Annotated in this window: 16 protein-coding genes; 12 read left to right on the top strand and 4 right to left on the bottom strand. The window is 64.4% G+C overall.

Annotation, left to right across the window (positions count from 1 at the left end):
* The first annotated feature begins 16 nt into the window (after positions 1–16).
* Positions 17–211 (top strand): hypothetical protein, encoded by a 195-nt coding sequence (locus F4U94_RS10840; RefSeq protein WP_120250794.1) that lies wholly within the window; start codon positions 17–19, stop codon positions 209–211.
* On the opposite strand, the gene F4U94_RS10835 is transcribed toward F4U94_RS10840, so the two are convergent.
* Both F4U94_RS10835 and F4U94_RS10830 read right to left on the bottom strand, forming a co-directional pair.
* Positions 212–1,243, bottom strand: coding sequence for a glycosyltransferase family 2 protein (locus tag F4U94_RS10835; protein ID WP_120250793.1), 1,032 nt, complete (start codon positions 1,241–1,243; stop codon positions 212–214).
* A 33-nt stretch (positions 1,244–1,276) separates the two neighbouring features.
* Complete coding sequence (locus F4U94_RS10830) at positions 1,277–2,680, bottom strand: helix-turn-helix domain-containing protein (protein ID WP_120250792.1); 1,404 nt, start codon at positions 2,678–2,680, stop codon at positions 1,277–1,279.
* Between the two features lie 142 nt (positions 2,681–2,822).
* Between F4U94_RS10830 and F4U94_RS10825 the strand changes: the two genes are divergently transcribed.
* Positions 2,823–4,418, top strand: a complete 1,596-nt coding sequence (locus tag F4U94_RS10825; protein ID WP_120250791.1) for an isocitrate lyase — start codon at positions 2,823–2,825, stop codon at positions 4,416–4,418.
* A 366-nt stretch (positions 4,419–4,784) separates the two neighbouring features.
* On the opposite strand, the gene F4U94_RS10820 is transcribed toward F4U94_RS10825, so the two are convergent.
* The gene (locus tag F4U94_RS10820) at positions 4,785–6,593 is read right to left on the bottom strand and encodes a DUF885 domain-containing protein (protein ID WP_120250790.1); all 1,809 of its coding nucleotides are present in this window, start codon (positions 6,591–6,593) and stop codon (positions 4,785–4,787) included.
* 430 nt (positions 6,594–7,023) lie between these two features.
* Here F4U94_RS10820 and F4U94_RS10815 point away from each other — a divergent pair, with 430 nt between their 5' ends.
* From F4U94_RS10815 to F4U94_RS10780, 8 genes are all read left to right on the top strand, one after another.
* On the top strand, positions 7,024–7,710 hold the full coding sequence (locus F4U94_RS10815; protein ID WP_120250789.1) for a glutathione S-transferase family protein: 687 nt from the start codon (positions 7,024–7,026) through the stop codon (positions 7,708–7,710).
* Between the two features lie 120 nt (positions 7,711–7,830).
* A complete protein-coding gene (leuC, locus tag F4U94_RS10810; protein ID WP_120250788.1) occupies positions 7,831–9,282 on the top strand; it encodes a 3-isopropylmalate dehydratase large subunit in 1,452 nt (483 codons plus the stop codon).
* Positions 9,283–9,391: 109 nt separating this feature from the next.
* Positions 9,392–9,988: a 3-isopropylmalate dehydratase small subunit gene (gene leuD, locus F4U94_RS10805; RefSeq protein WP_120250787.1), complete on the top strand. Its 597-nt coding sequence runs from the start codon at positions 9,392–9,394 to the stop codon at positions 9,986–9,988.
* A gap of 58 nt (positions 9,989–10,046) precedes the next feature.
* Positions 10,047–10,370 (top strand): DUF1476 domain-containing protein, encoded by a 324-nt coding sequence (locus F4U94_RS10800; protein ID WP_120250786.1) that lies wholly within the window; start codon positions 10,047–10,049, stop codon positions 10,368–10,370.
* A gap of 11 nt (positions 10,371–10,381) precedes the next feature.
* On the top strand, positions 10,382–10,615 hold the full coding sequence (locus F4U94_RS10795) for a BolA/IbaG family iron-sulfur metabolism protein (RefSeq protein ID WP_093020889.1): 234 nt from the start codon (positions 10,382–10,384) through the stop codon (positions 10,613–10,615).
* A gap of 56 nt (positions 10,616–10,671) precedes the next feature.
* Positions 10,672–11,004, top strand: a complete 333-nt coding sequence (gene grxD, locus F4U94_RS10790; RefSeq protein WP_120250785.1) for a Grx4 family monothiol glutaredoxin — start codon at positions 10,672–10,674, stop codon at positions 11,002–11,004.
* Between the two features lie 748 nt (positions 11,005–11,752).
* Positions 11,753–12,121 (top strand): BlaI/MecI/CopY family transcriptional regulator, encoded by a 369-nt coding sequence (locus F4U94_RS10785; RefSeq protein WP_056683720.1) that lies wholly within the window; start codon positions 11,753–11,755, stop codon positions 12,119–12,121.
* Entirely contained in the window at positions 12,118–13,749 is a 1,632-nt protein-coding gene (locus F4U94_RS10780) for a M56 family metallopeptidase (protein ID WP_120250784.1), read from the top strand. Before F4U94_RS10785 ends, F4U94_RS10780 begins: the two co-directional genes overlap by 4 nt.
* Before the next feature lie 4 nt (positions 13,750–13,753).
* Here the strand turns inward: F4U94_RS10780 and hemW are convergent, their stop codons facing one another.
* Complete coding sequence (gene hemW, locus F4U94_RS10775; RefSeq protein ID WP_120250783.1) at positions 13,754–14,941, bottom strand: radical SAM family heme chaperone HemW; 1,188 nt, start codon at positions 14,939–14,941, stop codon at positions 13,754–13,756.
* Between hemW and F4U94_RS10770 the strand changes: the two genes are divergently transcribed.
* The gene (locus tag F4U94_RS10770; RefSeq protein WP_120250782.1) at positions 14,940–15,611 is read left to right on the top strand and encodes a CAP domain-containing protein; all 672 of its coding nucleotides are present in this window, start codon (positions 14,940–14,942) and stop codon (positions 15,609–15,611) included. The genes hemW and F4U94_RS10770 overlap by 2 nt on opposite strands.
* A gap of 65 nt (positions 15,612–15,676) precedes the next feature.
* Positions 15,677–16,447 carry a hypothetical protein gene (locus F4U94_RS10765; RefSeq protein WP_120250781.1) on the top strand — a complete coding sequence of 257 codons (771 nt, stop codon included), beginning with the start codon at positions 15,677–15,679 and terminating at the stop codon, positions 16,445–16,447.
* The last annotated feature ends 25 nt before the right edge of the window (positions 16,448–16,472 follow it).

Genomic DNA, 16,472 nt, shown 5'->3' with positions numbered 1-16,472 from the left:
TGATAAGGGTGGGCCCATGCGAACCACCTATGACAGCGCGACCGTCCGCCTCTATCATCTCGGCGACGATGGGGCGGCCATGACGATCATGTATGGGCCGCTGAGCCAGGCTTTGCATGTCGCCGAGCAGCAGCCGGCCGAGGTGCAGGATGGGCTATATCTGGCGACCGACAATGATGTAGTCGCCTATCTGGACCTGATCGAGGAATAGTCAGCCATTGCCCAGCAGCGCGAGCTGCTGGCGGATGACGTCCAGATTATGCTGCGCCAAATGGCTGCCGCGCCCTTCGACCGATCCATCCAGATCGGGCCGCTCGCCAATTTCCAGACACCGTTCCCATGCCGTGGCCGCCAGCGGCAGCCATTCGGTGAGCGCATGAGCCGGCTCGGCCAGCGCCCGGTCCATGGCGAGGTTGCCCAGGACGAAAAAGAAGTCGGGCGACTCCTGCCAATGAGCCATCTGCGCGCTGGCAATCGCCATGGCCTGTTCCGACGCGCCCGACTGGCCGAGGCAATGAAGCCGGCGGATCAGCAGCGCATGCATCCATGGCGCGCCATCGGGGGTGCGGGTGCTGGCCTGTTCATACCAATCCGCTGCGCAGGCATAGTCGCGCGCCGTCTCCGCCTCCTTGCCCAATTGGTAGAGGAGGTAGGGATTGCCGGGATCGGCCTGCAATTCCGCCAGCAACATCGGCGTATTGCGATCCCGCTTGCCCGCCGCCTGCGCGTCCTCGTATCCGTCATGGTCGATCAGCAGGGCGATGCGCTCGACCGGCAGGCTGGACACAGGCTGTTCATGGATGCGCCCGGCATAGTGGACCCCGCGCGGCAATAGTCGGGCGATCCAGCTGCGGGTCGAGGGCAGGGCGGCGCCCGCCTGTTGCGGCAGGTCGAAGCTGCTGCGGATGCAGAGCGCGCCCAGCCGTGGCGGCCCGTCGCACCAGTCGCGCAAAGCCTCGCCACCTTCCGCGATCCATTCGTCGGCGTCGACGATCAGGTTCCAGTCGGCATCGGCCAGCGCCAGCACATGATTGCGCGCGGCCGAGAAGTCGCCCGGCCAGTCGAGATGATGGACCTGCGCGCCGCACGCCCGCGCGATGGCGACGCTGTCGTCGGTCGATCCGGTATCCAGCACGACCATGGCATCGACATAGGGCCGCACGCTGTCCAGGCAGCGGGCGATGCAGCGCGCCTCGTTGCGCATGATGAGCGTCGCGGCGATGCGGGGTCTGTCGGTGGTCATGCCCCTGTTTCTCGCGCGCAGCCTAAAAAGCCGTTAACCATCCGCAAAGCCGAAGGGCGCGCGGGTGCGGCGATAATCGTCGGGCAGCATGTCGCGGCCGATCGGCGGGGCGGATCGGGCCATGCACTGGGTGCGATGGCACAGGCGACAGGTGACGCCGATCGGCGTGGGGTCGGGCGCGGGTGCATCCTGCGTGTAGATCAGCCGATGCGCATGGTCGGCCGCGCAGCATAAAGCGATGGCGCGCTCCACCTTCGGCGCGCCCCAGCCGCCGCCGCCCGCCGTCACCGTGCGCGCGATCGAGAAGAAACGCTGGCCGTCGGGCAGCTCCAGCCATTGCGTCACCACCTCACGCGGGGTTTCGAACACGCGGTGGACCGACCAGAGCGGGCAGGAGCCGCCATGGCGCGCAAAGGGAAAGCCCGCGCCGTCCAGCCGTTTCGATACATTGCCCGCCGGATCGACGCGCAGGAAGAAGAAGGGCACGCGCTCCTGCCCCGGCTTTTGGAGCGTGGTCAGGCGATGGGCGGTCTGTTCGAAACTCGCCCCGAATTGCCGGGCCAGCGCCTCCACATCATAACGGCGCGCCTCCACTGCTTTGGCAAAGGCGGTATAGGGCATCAGGATCGCGGCGGCGGCGTAGCTGGCGAGCGCGCGGCGGGCGAGGCGGCGGCCGCTTTCATGGGAGAACTGGCCGTCCTTCAGGATCGCGTCGAAATATTTGCGCAGGTCCAGATAGGCGATCTGCAGCGCCAGCTGGAACTGCGAGCTGGCGCCGTCCAGCGCATCGTCGAGCAGCACCGCGTCGCGATGCCGGTCGAGCCGTCGCATGGAGCCGGCCATCACGTCCGATGGCAGGCGGCGAACGCGCAGATTATGCTTCGCCTTGAGCCAGGCGATGAGGCCGCCTTCCGCTTCTGCCTCCGCTGCCAGCTTTTCCGCTGCATCGTCCAGCAGGGGGAAGCTGTTGCGCCGGGCGGCGAGGAAGCGGCGCGATTCGGCGACGGGATCGGCAACATCCTCCTGCGGCGCCGCATCCACGCCCGCGCCCCGATCCGCCAGCGCCAGATGCTCCTCGCGATAGCTGGTATAGAGGCGCAGCAGCGCTTCGGTGATGCCGGGATAATTGACCGCCACGTCGCCAGTGGCGAGCGTGGGCAGATCTATATCCGCGAACATCGGGTCTTTCAGCACCGCCTGCAACCGCGCCGTCTGTTCCGCGCCGCCATCGCCCGCCACTTCCGCCATGTCGAGTTTGTATGTGCGGGCAAGCCGCAACAGCATGTCGGCAGTCAGCGGCCGCTGGTTGCGCTCCAGCAAAGCGACATAGGAGGCGGAGATATCGAGATCGGCGGCCATGTCCGCCTGCGTCAGGCCCAAATCGCGCCGCAGCCGCCGCAGCCGCGGCCCCATATAGACGGGACGATCCTTGGCCATGTGCGCGACTCCTGTGCAGGCTTTACAACTTTACAGCAGATTTTTGTAAAGATCGACAATTGAACTTCAGGAGTACTGCCGCACTGCAACAGAGGTGATTAGGCAAGGTGGCAACAGATCACCGGACGCAAGGAAAACGGCCATGACCTATCAGGACAATATCGCGAAGGCGCAGAGCCTCATCGGTAGCCACCCCGGCAGCTGGGACGGCATCAATGCCGAATCCGTCGCCCGCATGAAGTTGCAGAACCGCTTCAACACGGGTCTGGATATCGCCAAATATACTGCCGGCATCATGCGCCGCGACATGGCGGCCTATGACCTCGACCCGGCCAACTACACCCAGTCGCTCGGCTGCTGGCACGGTTTCATCGGTCAGCAGAAGCTGATCGCGATCAAGAAGCATTTCGGCACGACCAAGCAGAAGTACCTGTATCTGTCCGGCTGGATGGTCGCGGCACTGCGCAGCGATTTTGGGCCTTTGCCCGACCAGTCGATGCACGAAAAGACCAGCGTCGCCGCGCTGATAGAGGAACTTTACACCTTCCTGAAGCAGGCCGATGCCCGCGAACTGGGGATGTTGTTCCGCGATCTCGACAAGGCGCGCGAAACCGGCAACGAGGTTGAGGCCCAGCGCCTGACCCACGCCATCGACAATTATGAGACGCATGTCGTGCCGATCATCGCGGATATCGACGCGGGCTTCGGCAATGCGGAAGCCACCTATCTGCTCGCCAAGAAGATGATCGAGGCGGGGGCCTGTGCGCTCCAGATCGAAAATCAGGTTTCGGACGAAAAGCAGTGCGGCCATCAGGACGGCAAGGTCACGGTGCCGCATGAGGACTTCCTGGCGAAGGTTCGCGCCTGTCGCTACGCCTTCCTGGAGCTGGGCGTGGACGATGGCATCATCGTCACGCGCACCGACTCGCTAGGCGCGGGCCTGACCAAGCAGATCGCGGTCAGCAAGGAACCCGGCGATATCGGCGACCAGTATAACAGCTTCCTCGATTGCGAGGAGATCGACCCGGCGACGGCGAAGAATGGCGACGTCATCCTGAACCGCGACGGCAAGCTGCTGCGCCCCAAGCGCCTGCCCAGCAACCTGTTCCAGTTCCGCGAAGGCACCGGCGCGGATCGCTGCGTCCTCGACTGCATCACCTCGCTTCAAAATGGCGCGGATCTGCTGTGGATCGAAACGGAAAAGCCGCATATCGAGCAGATCGCGTCGATGGTCGACCGCATCCGCAAGGTCATTCCCAACGCCAAGTTGGTCTATAATAATTCGCCCAGCTTCAACTGGACGCTGAACTTCCGCCAGCAGGTGTATGATGCGTGGGCCGAAGCCGGCAAGGATGTTGGTGCCTATGACCGGGCGAAGCTGATGAGCGCGGATTATGACGGCACGGAACTGGGCGTCGAGGCTGACGAGAAGATCCGCACCTTCCAGAAGGATGCAGCGGCGCGGGCAGGCATCTTCCATCACCTCATCACCCTGCCGACCTATCATACGGCGGCGCTCAGCACCGATAACCTGGCCAAGGACTATTTCGGTGCGGCTGGCATGCTGGGCTATGTCGAGGGCGTGCAGCGCAAGGAAATCCGCCAGGGCATCGCCTGCGTGAAGCATCAGAATATGTCGGGCAGCGACATCGGCGACGATCACAAGGATTATTTCGCCGGGGAAGCTGCGCTGAAGGCCGGCGGCGCACACAATACGATGAACCAGTTCGCGGCGTAATCTCTAAGCACGTCATTCCCGCGACCCGAAGGGCGGTCGTAGGCCAACGCGGGAACCCATCTCCTGCCTTATCCCCAGCCGCAAGGGTGTGAGATGGATCCCCGCCTTCGCGGGGATGACGGCCGTTTTTGCGGCGTGCAGGCCGCAAGAAAAGCCAAAGCGCGGGGACTTCGACACTCCCTTCGCGTGTTTGGGTGGAAGAAACTGGACGACCCGGCGACACATCGCCGGGTCGTTTTTTGTGTGTGCCAACTACCCTAAACTCCGTTCGCCCTGAGTCTGTCGAAGGGCTGTCTTTGAAGAAAAAGACGGGGCTTCGACAGGCTCAGCCCGAACGGAGTTTAAGGGGATAACTCAGTGCGTCGTTCAGGCAATCCCCGCCCGCTGCCGCACTGCCTGCTTCAAAATGTCGAGCGGCATCGCGCCCAATGTCAGCACGTCGTGGAACTGCTTCAGATCGAAGCTGTCGCCCTGCTTCGCCTTCACCTCGTCGCGCAGCTGCGTCCACACGGTGTGGCCGATCTTGTAGCTGCACGCCTGACCCGGCCAGACGGTGTAGCGGTCGATTTCGCCCTGGCTGCGGCCGCGCGCGATTCCGGTGGTGGCGATGAGGTAATCGGTCGCCTTTTCCCGGCTCCACCGCTTGGCATGCATGCCGCTGTCCACGACCAGACGGGTGGCGCGGAACAGGAGCGACTGGAGATAGCCGACCTGCCCGAGAGGATCGCCTTCATACATGCCCATTTCGTCGGCCAGCTGTTCCGAATAGAGCGCCCAGCCTTCCGAATAGCCGCTGTAGAAGCCACGGCGACGAATCATTGGGATGGAGTCGGATTCCAGCGCTACCGTCACCTGAAGATGATGCCCCGGCACCGCTTCATGATGGGTCAGCGTCGCCAGGCCGAATTTCGGCCGGTCGAACGTGTCGCGCAGGTTGATGAAATAGATGGCGGGGCGCGACCCGTCGAGCGAGGCGTTCTGATAATAGCCGCCCGGCGCGCCCGCCTGAATCGTCACTGGCACGCGGCGGACCTCCACCGGCGCCTTGGGCACGGTGTTGAAGGATTCGCCCAGACGCTTCTGCATGGCGATGATCTGGCTGTTGAGCTGCGCCAGCAGTGCCTCGCGGCCCGGATCGGTGTTGGGATACAGCTGATCGGGGCGCTTGTTGAGTTCCACCAGACGATCGCCGACGCTGCCCTGGCTCATCCCTTCGCCCTTCAGGATCGCGTCGATCCGGGCGGAGATGTCCGCCACCTGATCGAGGCCCAGCTGATGGATTTCATCGCCGGTCAGTTTGGTCGTGGTCGCGGCTTCGGCGGCGGCGGCGTAGAAAGCCTCGCCATCGGGCAGGCGCCAGCAGCCTGCGTCATGGCTGGCCTTGGCACGCAACTGCGCCACCAGTGCGCGCTGGCGATCGATGGCGGGGAAGATCTTCTCCGCGACGATCTTTTCCGCCTGCGCCACGCGTTCGGGTGGCAGGTTGGCGGCGGCCAGCTTCTTGGCGAAACTGGCGACCAGCACAGTCTGCGCGGCGGGCTGGTCGCGCAGGGACGCCTGCATCTTCATCGTGGTGTCGAGAATATAGTCGGGCGCGAACACGCCCTTGGCCGCATCCGCCTTCTGCCGGGCCAGTTCGCCGTCGAGGGCGGCGGGGAAGGCTTCGAGCCGCGACAGATAGGCGTCGGCGTCGGCCGCATCCTTCACCCGGTGCTGCGAATCGAGGAAGTCGGGGACTTCGCGATAGCTGCCGGTCAATTGGCTCAGGATATAGGGGGCGTAGCGGCCCGCCGTTTCGCCATAGCCGAAGCGTTCGCCGCCCACGGCGCGGTCCATCTGATAGGCGACCACATCATAGTCGAGCTGGCTGGCGGGGCTGAGTTTGGCGCGGTCGATGCTGGCCAATTGCTTCACCTGTGCCTTGGTCCGGGCCAGATCCTTGGCCGCGCCGGCCGCGCTGGTGTCGCTGAGTTTGCCGCGCAACGCCGCCCGCGCGCCGGTGTCGAGGCCGAGGCGGGTGGCCTGCTCCGGCGATTCGGCCAGCCGTCCGTAGAAGAAATCGTCGAGCATCGCGCGGAACCGCGCGTCGGCGCTGGCGCCTTGCGCAAAGGCGTTGGGCGTGGCGGCGGCGATGGCAGTGGCGCCGCTGGTGGCGAGAAATTGGCGTCGGTTCACGACTGAAAGCTCCAGAGCAAGGGGAGGGCGGCAAGGGGGCGCCGCCCGCGATGCGCTCTTTTGACGAGCGTTCAACAGCTTGGCTAGAGTGTAGGTTGAGTGGGGCATGGTCGGTCCGGCGCGCGGAGATGCTGGATGGCTTGTGGACGGTTCCAAATTTTCGTCACCCCGGACTTGATCCGGGGTCTCGCTACCTTTTCAAAAGCTAGGCGTGCAAGGAAAGCGGGATCCCGGGTCAAGCCTGTCCTGAGCCTGTCGAAGGGCCCGGGATGACGACATTGTTAATGGCCACCGCCGCCCGCGCCCTGTCATCTTCCTGTCAACCAAACGGCCCATATAAGCCCAGCTTGTCAGCATCATGGATCGTTGCGGCTGTCGCGTCGTTTCCTCCTGCGCTATGGGGCGCGTGCCTTGCATAGGGAGGAACCGCATGTCCTACACGCTGATCACCGCCAACCGGAATTACAGCAGCTGGTCGCTGCGCCCATGGGTGCTGATGACGGCGCTGGGCATAGCGTTCGAGGACCGGCTGGAACCCTTCGCCGCCGCGACCAACTATGCCGCCTTCCGCAGCTTTTCGCCCACGGGGCAGGTGCCCGCGCTGATCGACGGGGATCGTACCGTCTGGGATTCGTTAGGCATCATCCTCTATCTGGCCGATCGCCATCCCGGCGTCTGGCCGGCGGACGAGGCCGCGCGCGCTTTCGCCCAATGTGCGACGGCGGAAATGCACAGCGGTTTCACCACGTTGCGCAACGATTGCACCATGAATGTCGGCGTCCGGGTGGAGCCGCATCTGCCCTCGCCCGCGCTCAACAAGGACATCGCCCGACTGCGCGAATTGTGGGAGCAGGGGTTGGACCGCTTTGGTGGCTTTTTCCTGGCGGGCAAGACCTTCACCGCGATCGACGCTTTCTATGCGCCCGTCGCCTTCCGCGTGCGCACCTATGGGCTGGATGTCGGCCCGATCGCGCAGGCCTGGGTCGACCATATGCTCGCCCATCCCGCCATGCAGCAGTGGGAAAGGGAGGCGCTGGCCGAAACATGGCGCGAGGACAGCCATGAAGCGGAGATCGGCGCGGCCGGCAAGGTCATCGAGGACTATCGGGCGGTGTAGGTGTCGGCCGGTGGGTTAGCCAACCCTGTAACATTCTTGCCCGCCCGATAGGAAAAACAGGGCAAATCGGTCGTTCACCCCCTTTCCCGATCCGGCGGACGGGTCTAGGGGGTGGACATTATGGTAAAGTCTCGCACCCTCTACGAAAAGATCTGGGACGCGCACGTCGTCGAACGGCGTCCCGATGGCACCTGCCTCATCTATATCGACCGCCATCTCGTCCATGAAGTGACGAGCCCGCAGGCGTTCGAGGGGCTACGCCTTGCCGGTCGTAAGGTGCGCCGGCCCGATCTGACGCTGGCGGTGCCGGACCATAATCTGCCCACCACGCCGCGCCGCGACGCGGATGGCCATCGCATCCCGATCGCCGATCCGGAAAGCGCGCAGCAGCTGGCCGCGCTGGAACGCAATGCGCCCGAATTCGGCGTCCGCCTGATCGGTGACGCCGATCTGGAGCAGGGCATCGTCCATGTCGTCGGCCCGGAACAGGGCTTTACGCTGCCCGGCACCACTTTGGTGTGCGGCGACAGCCATACCTCCTCGCATGGCGCGCTGGGCGCGTTGGCCTTCGGCATCGGCACGTCGGAGGTCGAGCATGTGCTGGCGACCCAGACGTTGCTGCTGAAACAGTCGAAGACGATGGAAGTCGTCGTCGAAGGCGTACTGGCGCCGGGCGTCACGCCCAAGGATGTGGCGCTGGCGATTTGCGGTACGATCGGCACGGCGGGCGGCACCGGCTATGTCATGGAATATCGCGGCTCGGTGTTCCGCGACATGTCGATCGAAGGGCGTCTGACCGTCGCCAACATGTCGATCGAGGCGGGCGCACGATCGGGCCTGTTCGCCCCGGACGAAAAGACCTTCGCCTATATCGAGGGTCGCCCGATGGCACCCAAGGGCGCGGATTTCGACGCGGCCGTCGCTTATTGGCGGACGCTCGTCACCGACGAAGGCGCCGTCTTCGATAAGACCGTGGTGATCGACGCGGCCGACATCGTGCCCAACGTCACCTGGGGCACCAGCCCGGAAGACGTCGTGGCCGTGACCGGCGTGGTGCCCGATCCGCAGAGCTTCGCCGATCCGTCCAAGCAGGCCGCCGCGCAAAAGTCGCTTGATTATATGGGCCTCGTCGCCGGGCAGAAAATGGCCGATGTCGCGATCGAGCATGTCTTCATCGGCAGCTGCACCAACAGCCGGATCGAGGATCTGCGCGCCGCCGCATCATTGCTGAAGGGGCGCCATGTCGCCGCCGGCATCAAGCATGCGATGGTCGTGCCCGGCTCCGGCCTGGTCAAGCAACAGGCCGAATCCGAAGGGCTGGACCGCATCTTCCTGGACGCCGGTTTCGAATGGCGCGAGCCGGGCTGCTCGGCGTGCCTGGGCATGAACCCTGACAAGGTGCCCGCGGGCGAACGCTGCGCATCGACCAGCAACCGCAATTTCATGGGCCGTCAGGGGCCGGGATCGCGCACTCATCTGGTGTCGCCCGAAATGGCGGCGGCTGCGGCCATCACCGGCCGGCTGACGGATGTGCGCGAACTGTTGAACAAAAAAGAGGGTGTGGTCGCATGAAGAAGATTTTCTGGCTGCTGACGCTGGGCGCGCTGGCGAGCGCGGCGATGGCCGCGACCCTGGGCCGGGCCGAAGACACGCCGGCTGCTGAGGCGAAGAAGGTTCACTGATGGACAAGCTGACGACCGTAGACGGCCGGGCCTATCCGTTCGGGATGAAGAATGTCGACACCGACATCGTCATCCCCGCGCATTGGTTGAAGACCATTTCGCGTAACGGCCTTGGCAAGGGCGCGTTCGAAGTGCTGCGCAAGGAGCCGGGCAACGTCTTCGACGATCCCGAATATGCCGGCAGCCCGATCCTGATCGCGGGCGACAATTTCGGCTGCGGCTCCAGCCGCGAACATGCCGCCTGGGCGCTCGGCGACCTGGGTATCAAGGTGGTGATCGCGCCCAGCTTCTCCGATATCTTCTCCGGCAATGCGTTCAAGAACGGCATTTTGACGGTCGTTTTGCCGCAGGATGCGGTGGATAGGCTGCTGGAAGTGGCGAAGACCGATCCGATCCATGTCGATCTGGAATCGCAGTCCGTCACCACCCAGTTTCAGGACCGGTTCGCGTTCGAGATCGATCCGTTCCGCAAACATTGCCTGCTCGGCGGTCTGGACGAAATCGGCCTGACGCTGGATCAGAGCGACGTGATCGACGGCTATGAAGCCAGGCAGGCGCAGGATCGTCCCTGGATCGTGCCTGCTGCCGTTGCGTAATGCGACGCTTCTGCCTATCTCTTGGCTCAGATACCGCTTGCAACAGGGCTTTTGACGCATGACCACTTTCGACGATCGCGAAAAGGCGTTCGAAAACAAGTTCGCCCATGACCAGGAACTGGAGTTCCGCATTCAGGCGCGCCGCAACCGGCTGCTGGGCGAATGGGCGGCGGTCAAGATGGGTCTGACCCCGGAAGAAACCGACGCCTATGCCAAGGCGGTGGTGCAGGCCGATTTCGAAGAAGCGGGCGACGAAGATGTCATTCGCAAGCTGGTAGGCGATATGACGTCGGCCGGCGTGGATATCGACGAAGCGGGCGTGCGCACCGCACTGGACGAGCAGGCCGTGATCGCTCGTCGCCAGTTCATCGAAGTACAGTAAGGCTTAATCCCATGCCGATGGCAGCCGACGATATTGCGGACATGATCCGCGCCGCCATTCCCGACGCGCAGGTCGAAATTACCGATCTGGCCGGCGATGGCGATCATTATGCGGCTAAGGTCGTGGCGGAAAGCTTTCGTGGGCTTAGCCGCGTGGCGCAGCAGCGCGCCGTCTATGCGGCGCTGGGCGGACGGATGGGGGGCGTGCTTCACGCCTTGCAACTGACCACCGCCGTTCCCAACTAACGGGCCAGAGATTAGCGCCTATCGGATGGGCGCCAGACAGGAATGGAACTTTTCACATGACCGACGCCGTGCAGCAGCGGATTGCCGACATCGTCAAGAGCAATGACGTGGTGCTTTTCATGAAGGGCACGCCGCTCTTCCCGCAATGCGGTTTTTCCAGCCGCGCCATCGCGATTCTGGAGCATCTGGGCGTGACCTATGAAACGGTCGACGTGTTGCAGGACCAGGGCGTGCGTCAGGGCATCAAGACCTTCTCCGACTGGCCGACCATCCCCCAGCTCTATGTGAAGGGCGAATTTGTCGGCGGCAGCGACATCATGATGGAAATGTATGAAGCAGGCGAACTGAGCCAGCTTCTGACCGATCAAGGGATCGCCGCCGCCAACTGAGCGGGGGGCGATCGGGAATAGGGAAGGCGGTCCGGGAACGGGCCGCCTTTTTTGTTGGGGGCAGCCTCACGATAATATGCCAGCCTTGCGCCAACCCCTCATCCAACTCCGCCTAGACGCTACGCGCCAAGGCTTCGTATCCTTCTCCCTCCAGGGGAGAAGGATGAGTGCCCGCGACGCCACCATCCTTCCAATGTAGGATTTTCTCTGATCTATCCTGCGGGATGACTCCATTCTCATCCACCCGCCAATGGCCCGCGGCCGGTTACGACCGGACGCGTGCGCGTCGCTTCGCTGTAACGCCGATGGCGCGCCGATGTCGTGCGGCTGTCGCGCCGGTGGCGCTTGGCGAAAGCCTCGCGAGCGCTTCACGCACGCATAGGGGCCTGCAACGGTGTGAACTTCGCGCGTCGCGTTGGTGTGACCTGAAATGGGGGGAGGGCCACCGGGTGGGGGATGCGGAGCGGAGACTGCCTGCATCCCCCGGTAGTTGAACGGTGGGAACGCGACTAAAGTCGCAATGGCCGTGCCAATTTGGGGCGATCGCGGGAAGCTGCGGGTTCCAAAGGTTAACGCGCCGAGATGGTCCGCGCCATCTGTCAAAATTTCCGACATTTTCCGGCTTTTTCAACGTGAAGCCAGTCAAGGACGAGCCTGCGAACGGCTATTGACTACATCTGTAATCAATGCGACTACATCCGTGGTTGTTAAACATCGAGTCGGGTATCCGGCCAGCGGGCGAGAAGACGTGAGCGAGAAGATCAGCGAAGCGGAACTAGTGGTGATGGAGGCGCTGTGGGAAGCCGCGCCGCAGACCGCCAATGACGTTGCCGACCGCGTCGCCACCGACCGCGACTGGAGCCTGCAAACGGTCAAGACCCTGTTGTCGCGGCTGATGGCCAAGGATGTCATCGCCGCCGATCAGGATGGCCGTCGTTTTCTCTATCGCCCGATGGTGGCCCGTGACGATTATGTCGCGGGCGAAGGCGGGCGTCTCGTCAACCGGCTGTTCGGCGGGCGCATATCGCCGCTGGTCGCCCAGCTGGCGCAGCAGGATCAATTAACGGCGGACGATATCGCCGAACTTGAGGCAATCCTGAAGGGGCTGAAATCATGAGCGTCTGGCTGGCCGAAACGCTGATCGCCACCACCTTGTTAATGGCGCTGGTCATGATGTTGCGGCGGCCGGTCGCGCGCTGGCTGGGGGCGGGGGCGGCCTATCTGCTCTGGGCGCTGCCGCTGGCGCGGATGGTGATGCCGGCTTTGCCCTGCGACATCGATCCTTCGCCGCTGCATCTGGCGGTCGATCAGGCGGGTCTGCCCGACCTGTTGACCGTGCCGCCCGCAGCGCCTGTCGTCCCCACGACTCCGACCTTCCCCTGGCTGGAGGCTGGCCTTTCGCTCTGGTTCGCCGGCATGGTCGTTTTTCTGATCGTGCAGGCGGTGGGCTATACCCGTTTCCGCCGCCATATGCTGGACGGCGCCACCCCGATCGGGGAGGAAGGGCGTATCCGCCTCATTTCCAGCCCGCATGCCTCCGGTCCGCTCGCCTTTGGCGTGTTGCGGCCCTACATCGTGCTGCCGGCCGATTTCGCTGTGCGCTACGACGCGCAGGAACAGGACATGGCGATCGCCCATGAACGGGCGCATCATGAGCGGCGCGATCTGGCCGCCAATATGATCGCCTTGCTGTTGCTGGCCGTCCATTGGTGCAATCCCGTCGCCTGGATCGCCTATCGCGCCTATCGGGCCGATCAGGAAACCGCCTGCGACGCCCGCGTCCTTTCGCTTTACGGCCGCGATCAGGCCCATGCCTATGGTCGCGCCATATTGAAGGCGGCCGGCGGTCGGCAATTTGCCGGCGCTTGCCATCTCACCCGTATCACTACGCTCAAGGGGAGGCTGAAAATGCTGTCCAACCATGACATTTCGCTTCAGCGCATCAGCTGGGGCATGGCCGCCGTCGCGATCGTCACCGCCACCGGCCTGGCGCTCACCGCATCTGGCAGCCGCGCCGCGCAGCAGATGGCGGCGATCACCGACAAGGTGGAAAGCGCCGACTTCGCCAAATTGTCCGACCTGGTGTCGCAACCCGCCACCGCCAGCGTGCCGGCGAACGCCGAAGTCGCGGCGGTCCCCGCCGTACCTACGGCGCCTGCCGTCCCTGCGGTGAAGGCGGGCGATGACACATGGTCCTCGTCCGCGCCCATGGTTCCGCCCGCGCCGATCGTGCCCGCCGCCGACATGATCGCCCCGGTCGCGCCCGTACCGCCCGCGCCGCCGATTGTGCGCAGCGAAAAGAATCGCATCACCGTCACCCATGCCGACGGCCGCGTCGAAACCCATCGTATTCCGACCGAGGCTGAGATTGCGCGGATGGTACCGAATGTCGATGTTCGCGATGGATGCGACGGGAATGCGAGCCAGGTTAGCACGCATCGCGAATGGGTCGATGCCAAGGGGCAGCGGCAAATCCGTGTCCGCATTTGCAACGCCGCGATCGAGGCGCAGGCCCGCCGTGCGGAATTGCAGGCCAGTCGCGCCGAAGCTTTGGCAGAACGGCAGGCCGCACTGGCCGAACGTGAAGGTGCGCGGGCTGAACGCATGGGCAAGCTGGCGGCACGGCGCGGGTTGATGAACGCACGTATCCAGATCGCCAACAGCCGGATGCCCGCCAAGGATCAGGCTGACGCTCTGCGCGACATCGACGATGAAATTGCAGCGCTGGATCGCAACAGGAACTGATTGTTCAGACCGCTACAACTTCGGGCAGGATGGCATCGAGCAGCAGCATGCCTGCCGGCGCCACCTGCAAATGGTCGCCGGTCAGGCGGATGAGGCCAAGGTCGGTCAGTTGGGCGATCGCCCGTTCGTCCACCAGACGGTCCGTCCTGATCCCGGACTGGGCGGCGATCCGGGCCAGATCCACCCCTTCGCCCAGCCGCAATCCCATCAGCAACGCCTCACGGGCGCGGTCTTCCGCCGCCAGCGGTTCTTCGCTCTGAATGCCATGGCCGTTGCGGGACACCGCGCCCATCCAGTTTTCCGGCTTCTTGTGGCGCAGCGTCGCCATGCCGCCACGCCGCCCATGCGCGCCCGGCCCGATCCCGGCATAGTCGCCATAGCGCCAGTAGACGAGGTTATGGCGGCTTTCCTGCCCCGGCCGGGCATGGTTGCTGATTTCATAAGCGGGAATGCCCGCCGCACCGGTCATCGCCTGCGTCAGTTCATAAAGCGTGGCGCCATGGTCGGGATCGGCGGGCGTCAGCTTGTTCTGTGCCACCAAAGTGGCAAAGCGCGTGCCCGGCTCGATCGTCAGCTGATAGAGCGACAGATGGCCGGTGCCGAAGGACAAGGCGTGCGCTAGTTCCGCTTCCCAACCCGCCTCGCTCTGGTCGGGGCGGGCGTAGATCAGGTCGAAGCTCACCCGATCGAACACGCGCTGCGCCGTGTCGAGCGCGGCCAGCCCCTCCGTCACATCATGGGCGCGGCCGAGGAAATGGAGCGCCTGATTGTCGAGCGCCTGAAGGCCGAGCGAGGTGCGGTTGACGCCTGCTATGGCGAGGTCGGCAAAGCGCGCCGCCTCGACCGAATTGGGATTGGCCTCCAGCGTGATCTCTATGTCCGGGGTGAAGCCCCAATGGCGCTCCGCCGCGCCGATCAGCGTTTCGACCAGCGCGGGCGGCATCAGCGACGGGGTGCCGCCGCCAAAGAAGATGGAGGAGAGCGGCCGGCCCGGTGTCAGCGCCGCCTCATGCGCCATGTCCGCCAGCAGCGCGGCCTCCCATGCCGGAATATCCACGCCGTCGCGGACATGACTGTTAAAATCGCAGTAGGGACATTTGGAAACGCAAAAGGGCCAATGGATATATAAGGCTTGAGCGTCGGCGCGGACATGGTCTGGGGCCGTTGCGATTTGGGGATTGAGAGACGACATGGCTGGGGGCAGCCCTAAAGAATTTTTGCGCGCTTCGCTATGGGTGGCGATCATGCTCTGTGCAACGGGTGCGCAGGCGGCGTCGGATGGTGCAGCAACGGTCGCGCCACTCGCCACCGGCACGGTCATGCCCGCTGCTTATTATGGCATGGAAGAAGCGCCGCGCGGGACCGCGTTGCTGCGCTCGGTCATGCTCGACGCGCATAATGAGGAGCGTGCCTCGCTCGGCCTGCCGCTGCTGGACTGGGACGATGCGCTGGCGGCCGATGCCGCCCGCTATGCCGACGATATGGCGCGTAGTGGCCTGTTCCGCCATTCGCCTCGCACCGGCCGCGCCATCCCCAGCGGCGAAAATCTGTGGATGGGGCCGCGCCGCCTCTATGGCTATGGGGCGATGGTCGGATCGTTTCTGGAGGAAAAGCGGCTGACCCGGATCGCGGGCAAGCTGCCCGACATGAGCGCCACCGGGCGCTGGCAGGATGTCGGCCATTATACCCAGATGATCTGGCGCGGGACGCGCAAGGTCGGCTGCGCGCTGGGTGAGGGGGCGAATGCGGACTATCTGGTCTGTCGTTATTTCCCGGCCGGCAACGCCTTTGGCAAGGGGCCGCTGGACGCGGATGATGCAGCACCGATGGCGCAAACGCAGGTCGCCAGCGTCGGTCCGTAAGGCGGCGATGGATATTTCTCCTGGTGGTGGGCATTGAGCAGATGAAGCCGCCAGAGGAGAAGAGGATGCGCCACGCAGCACTGTCATGGATGATCTCGGGCTGTGCGCTGTTGGCGCTCGGCGCCTGTGGCGGGCCGTCGCAGCCGGAGCATAAGGCGGACGCGGTAGCCAGCGCCAATGACGCTGCGCCGGTGGCCCCATCGCCGGTCAATGCGGGTGCCGCACAAAGCCCGATGCCCGCACCCGTTGCCCAAGACGCAGAACCGTTGTCCTGTGCCGCCGATATCGGGGCCGCGGCAGCAGCCAAGCGGGTCGCCGTCTGCCGCAATGTTTCGCCCGCCACCCGGCCACCCTGCAATGCCGCCAACAGCTGCGCCATGATCGAGGATGAAATTGCGCGCAGCTGCGCCCTTTTCGATGGCAAGGGCGAGCCGATGCAGGGATGCGATCCCGCGCCCAAGAGCATGGCGGCGGCGGTCGCGGTGGTGCAGCGTTATTATTCGGCCATCAATGCCCGCGACTATGCCACGGCCTGGGCACAATGGGGGGAGGATGGACCGCCCAACCAGACATTGGACAAGTTTCAGGCAGGCTTTGCCGGTACTCGGTCGACGCGGGTGACGATCGGCAGCAAGCTGGAGCCGGGCGATGGTGGCGCGGGTTCGATTTACCAGACGGTGCCGGTGACGGTCGATTCGCAACTGCTGGACGGGACGCGCCAGCGCTTCGTCGGCGATTATGTGGTGCGGCGCGTCAACGATGTGGACGGCGCTACGCCCGCCCAGCTGCGCTGGCATATCGGCCAGGCGAAGCTGAAGGCGGTGCCCGCGGGTTAGTAGCCGCTGCGCTCGCAATGACGAT

Origin of the sequence: Sphingobium limneticum (genome assembly GCF_008710155.1) — a bacterium.
GTDB classification, from domain to species: Bacteria; Pseudomonadota; Alphaproteobacteria; order Sphingomonadales; family Sphingomonadaceae; genus Sphingobium; species Sphingobium limneticum.
The sequence above is the reverse complement of the archived record's forward strand: the minus strand, read 5'-3'. Positions and strand labels throughout refer to the sequence as shown.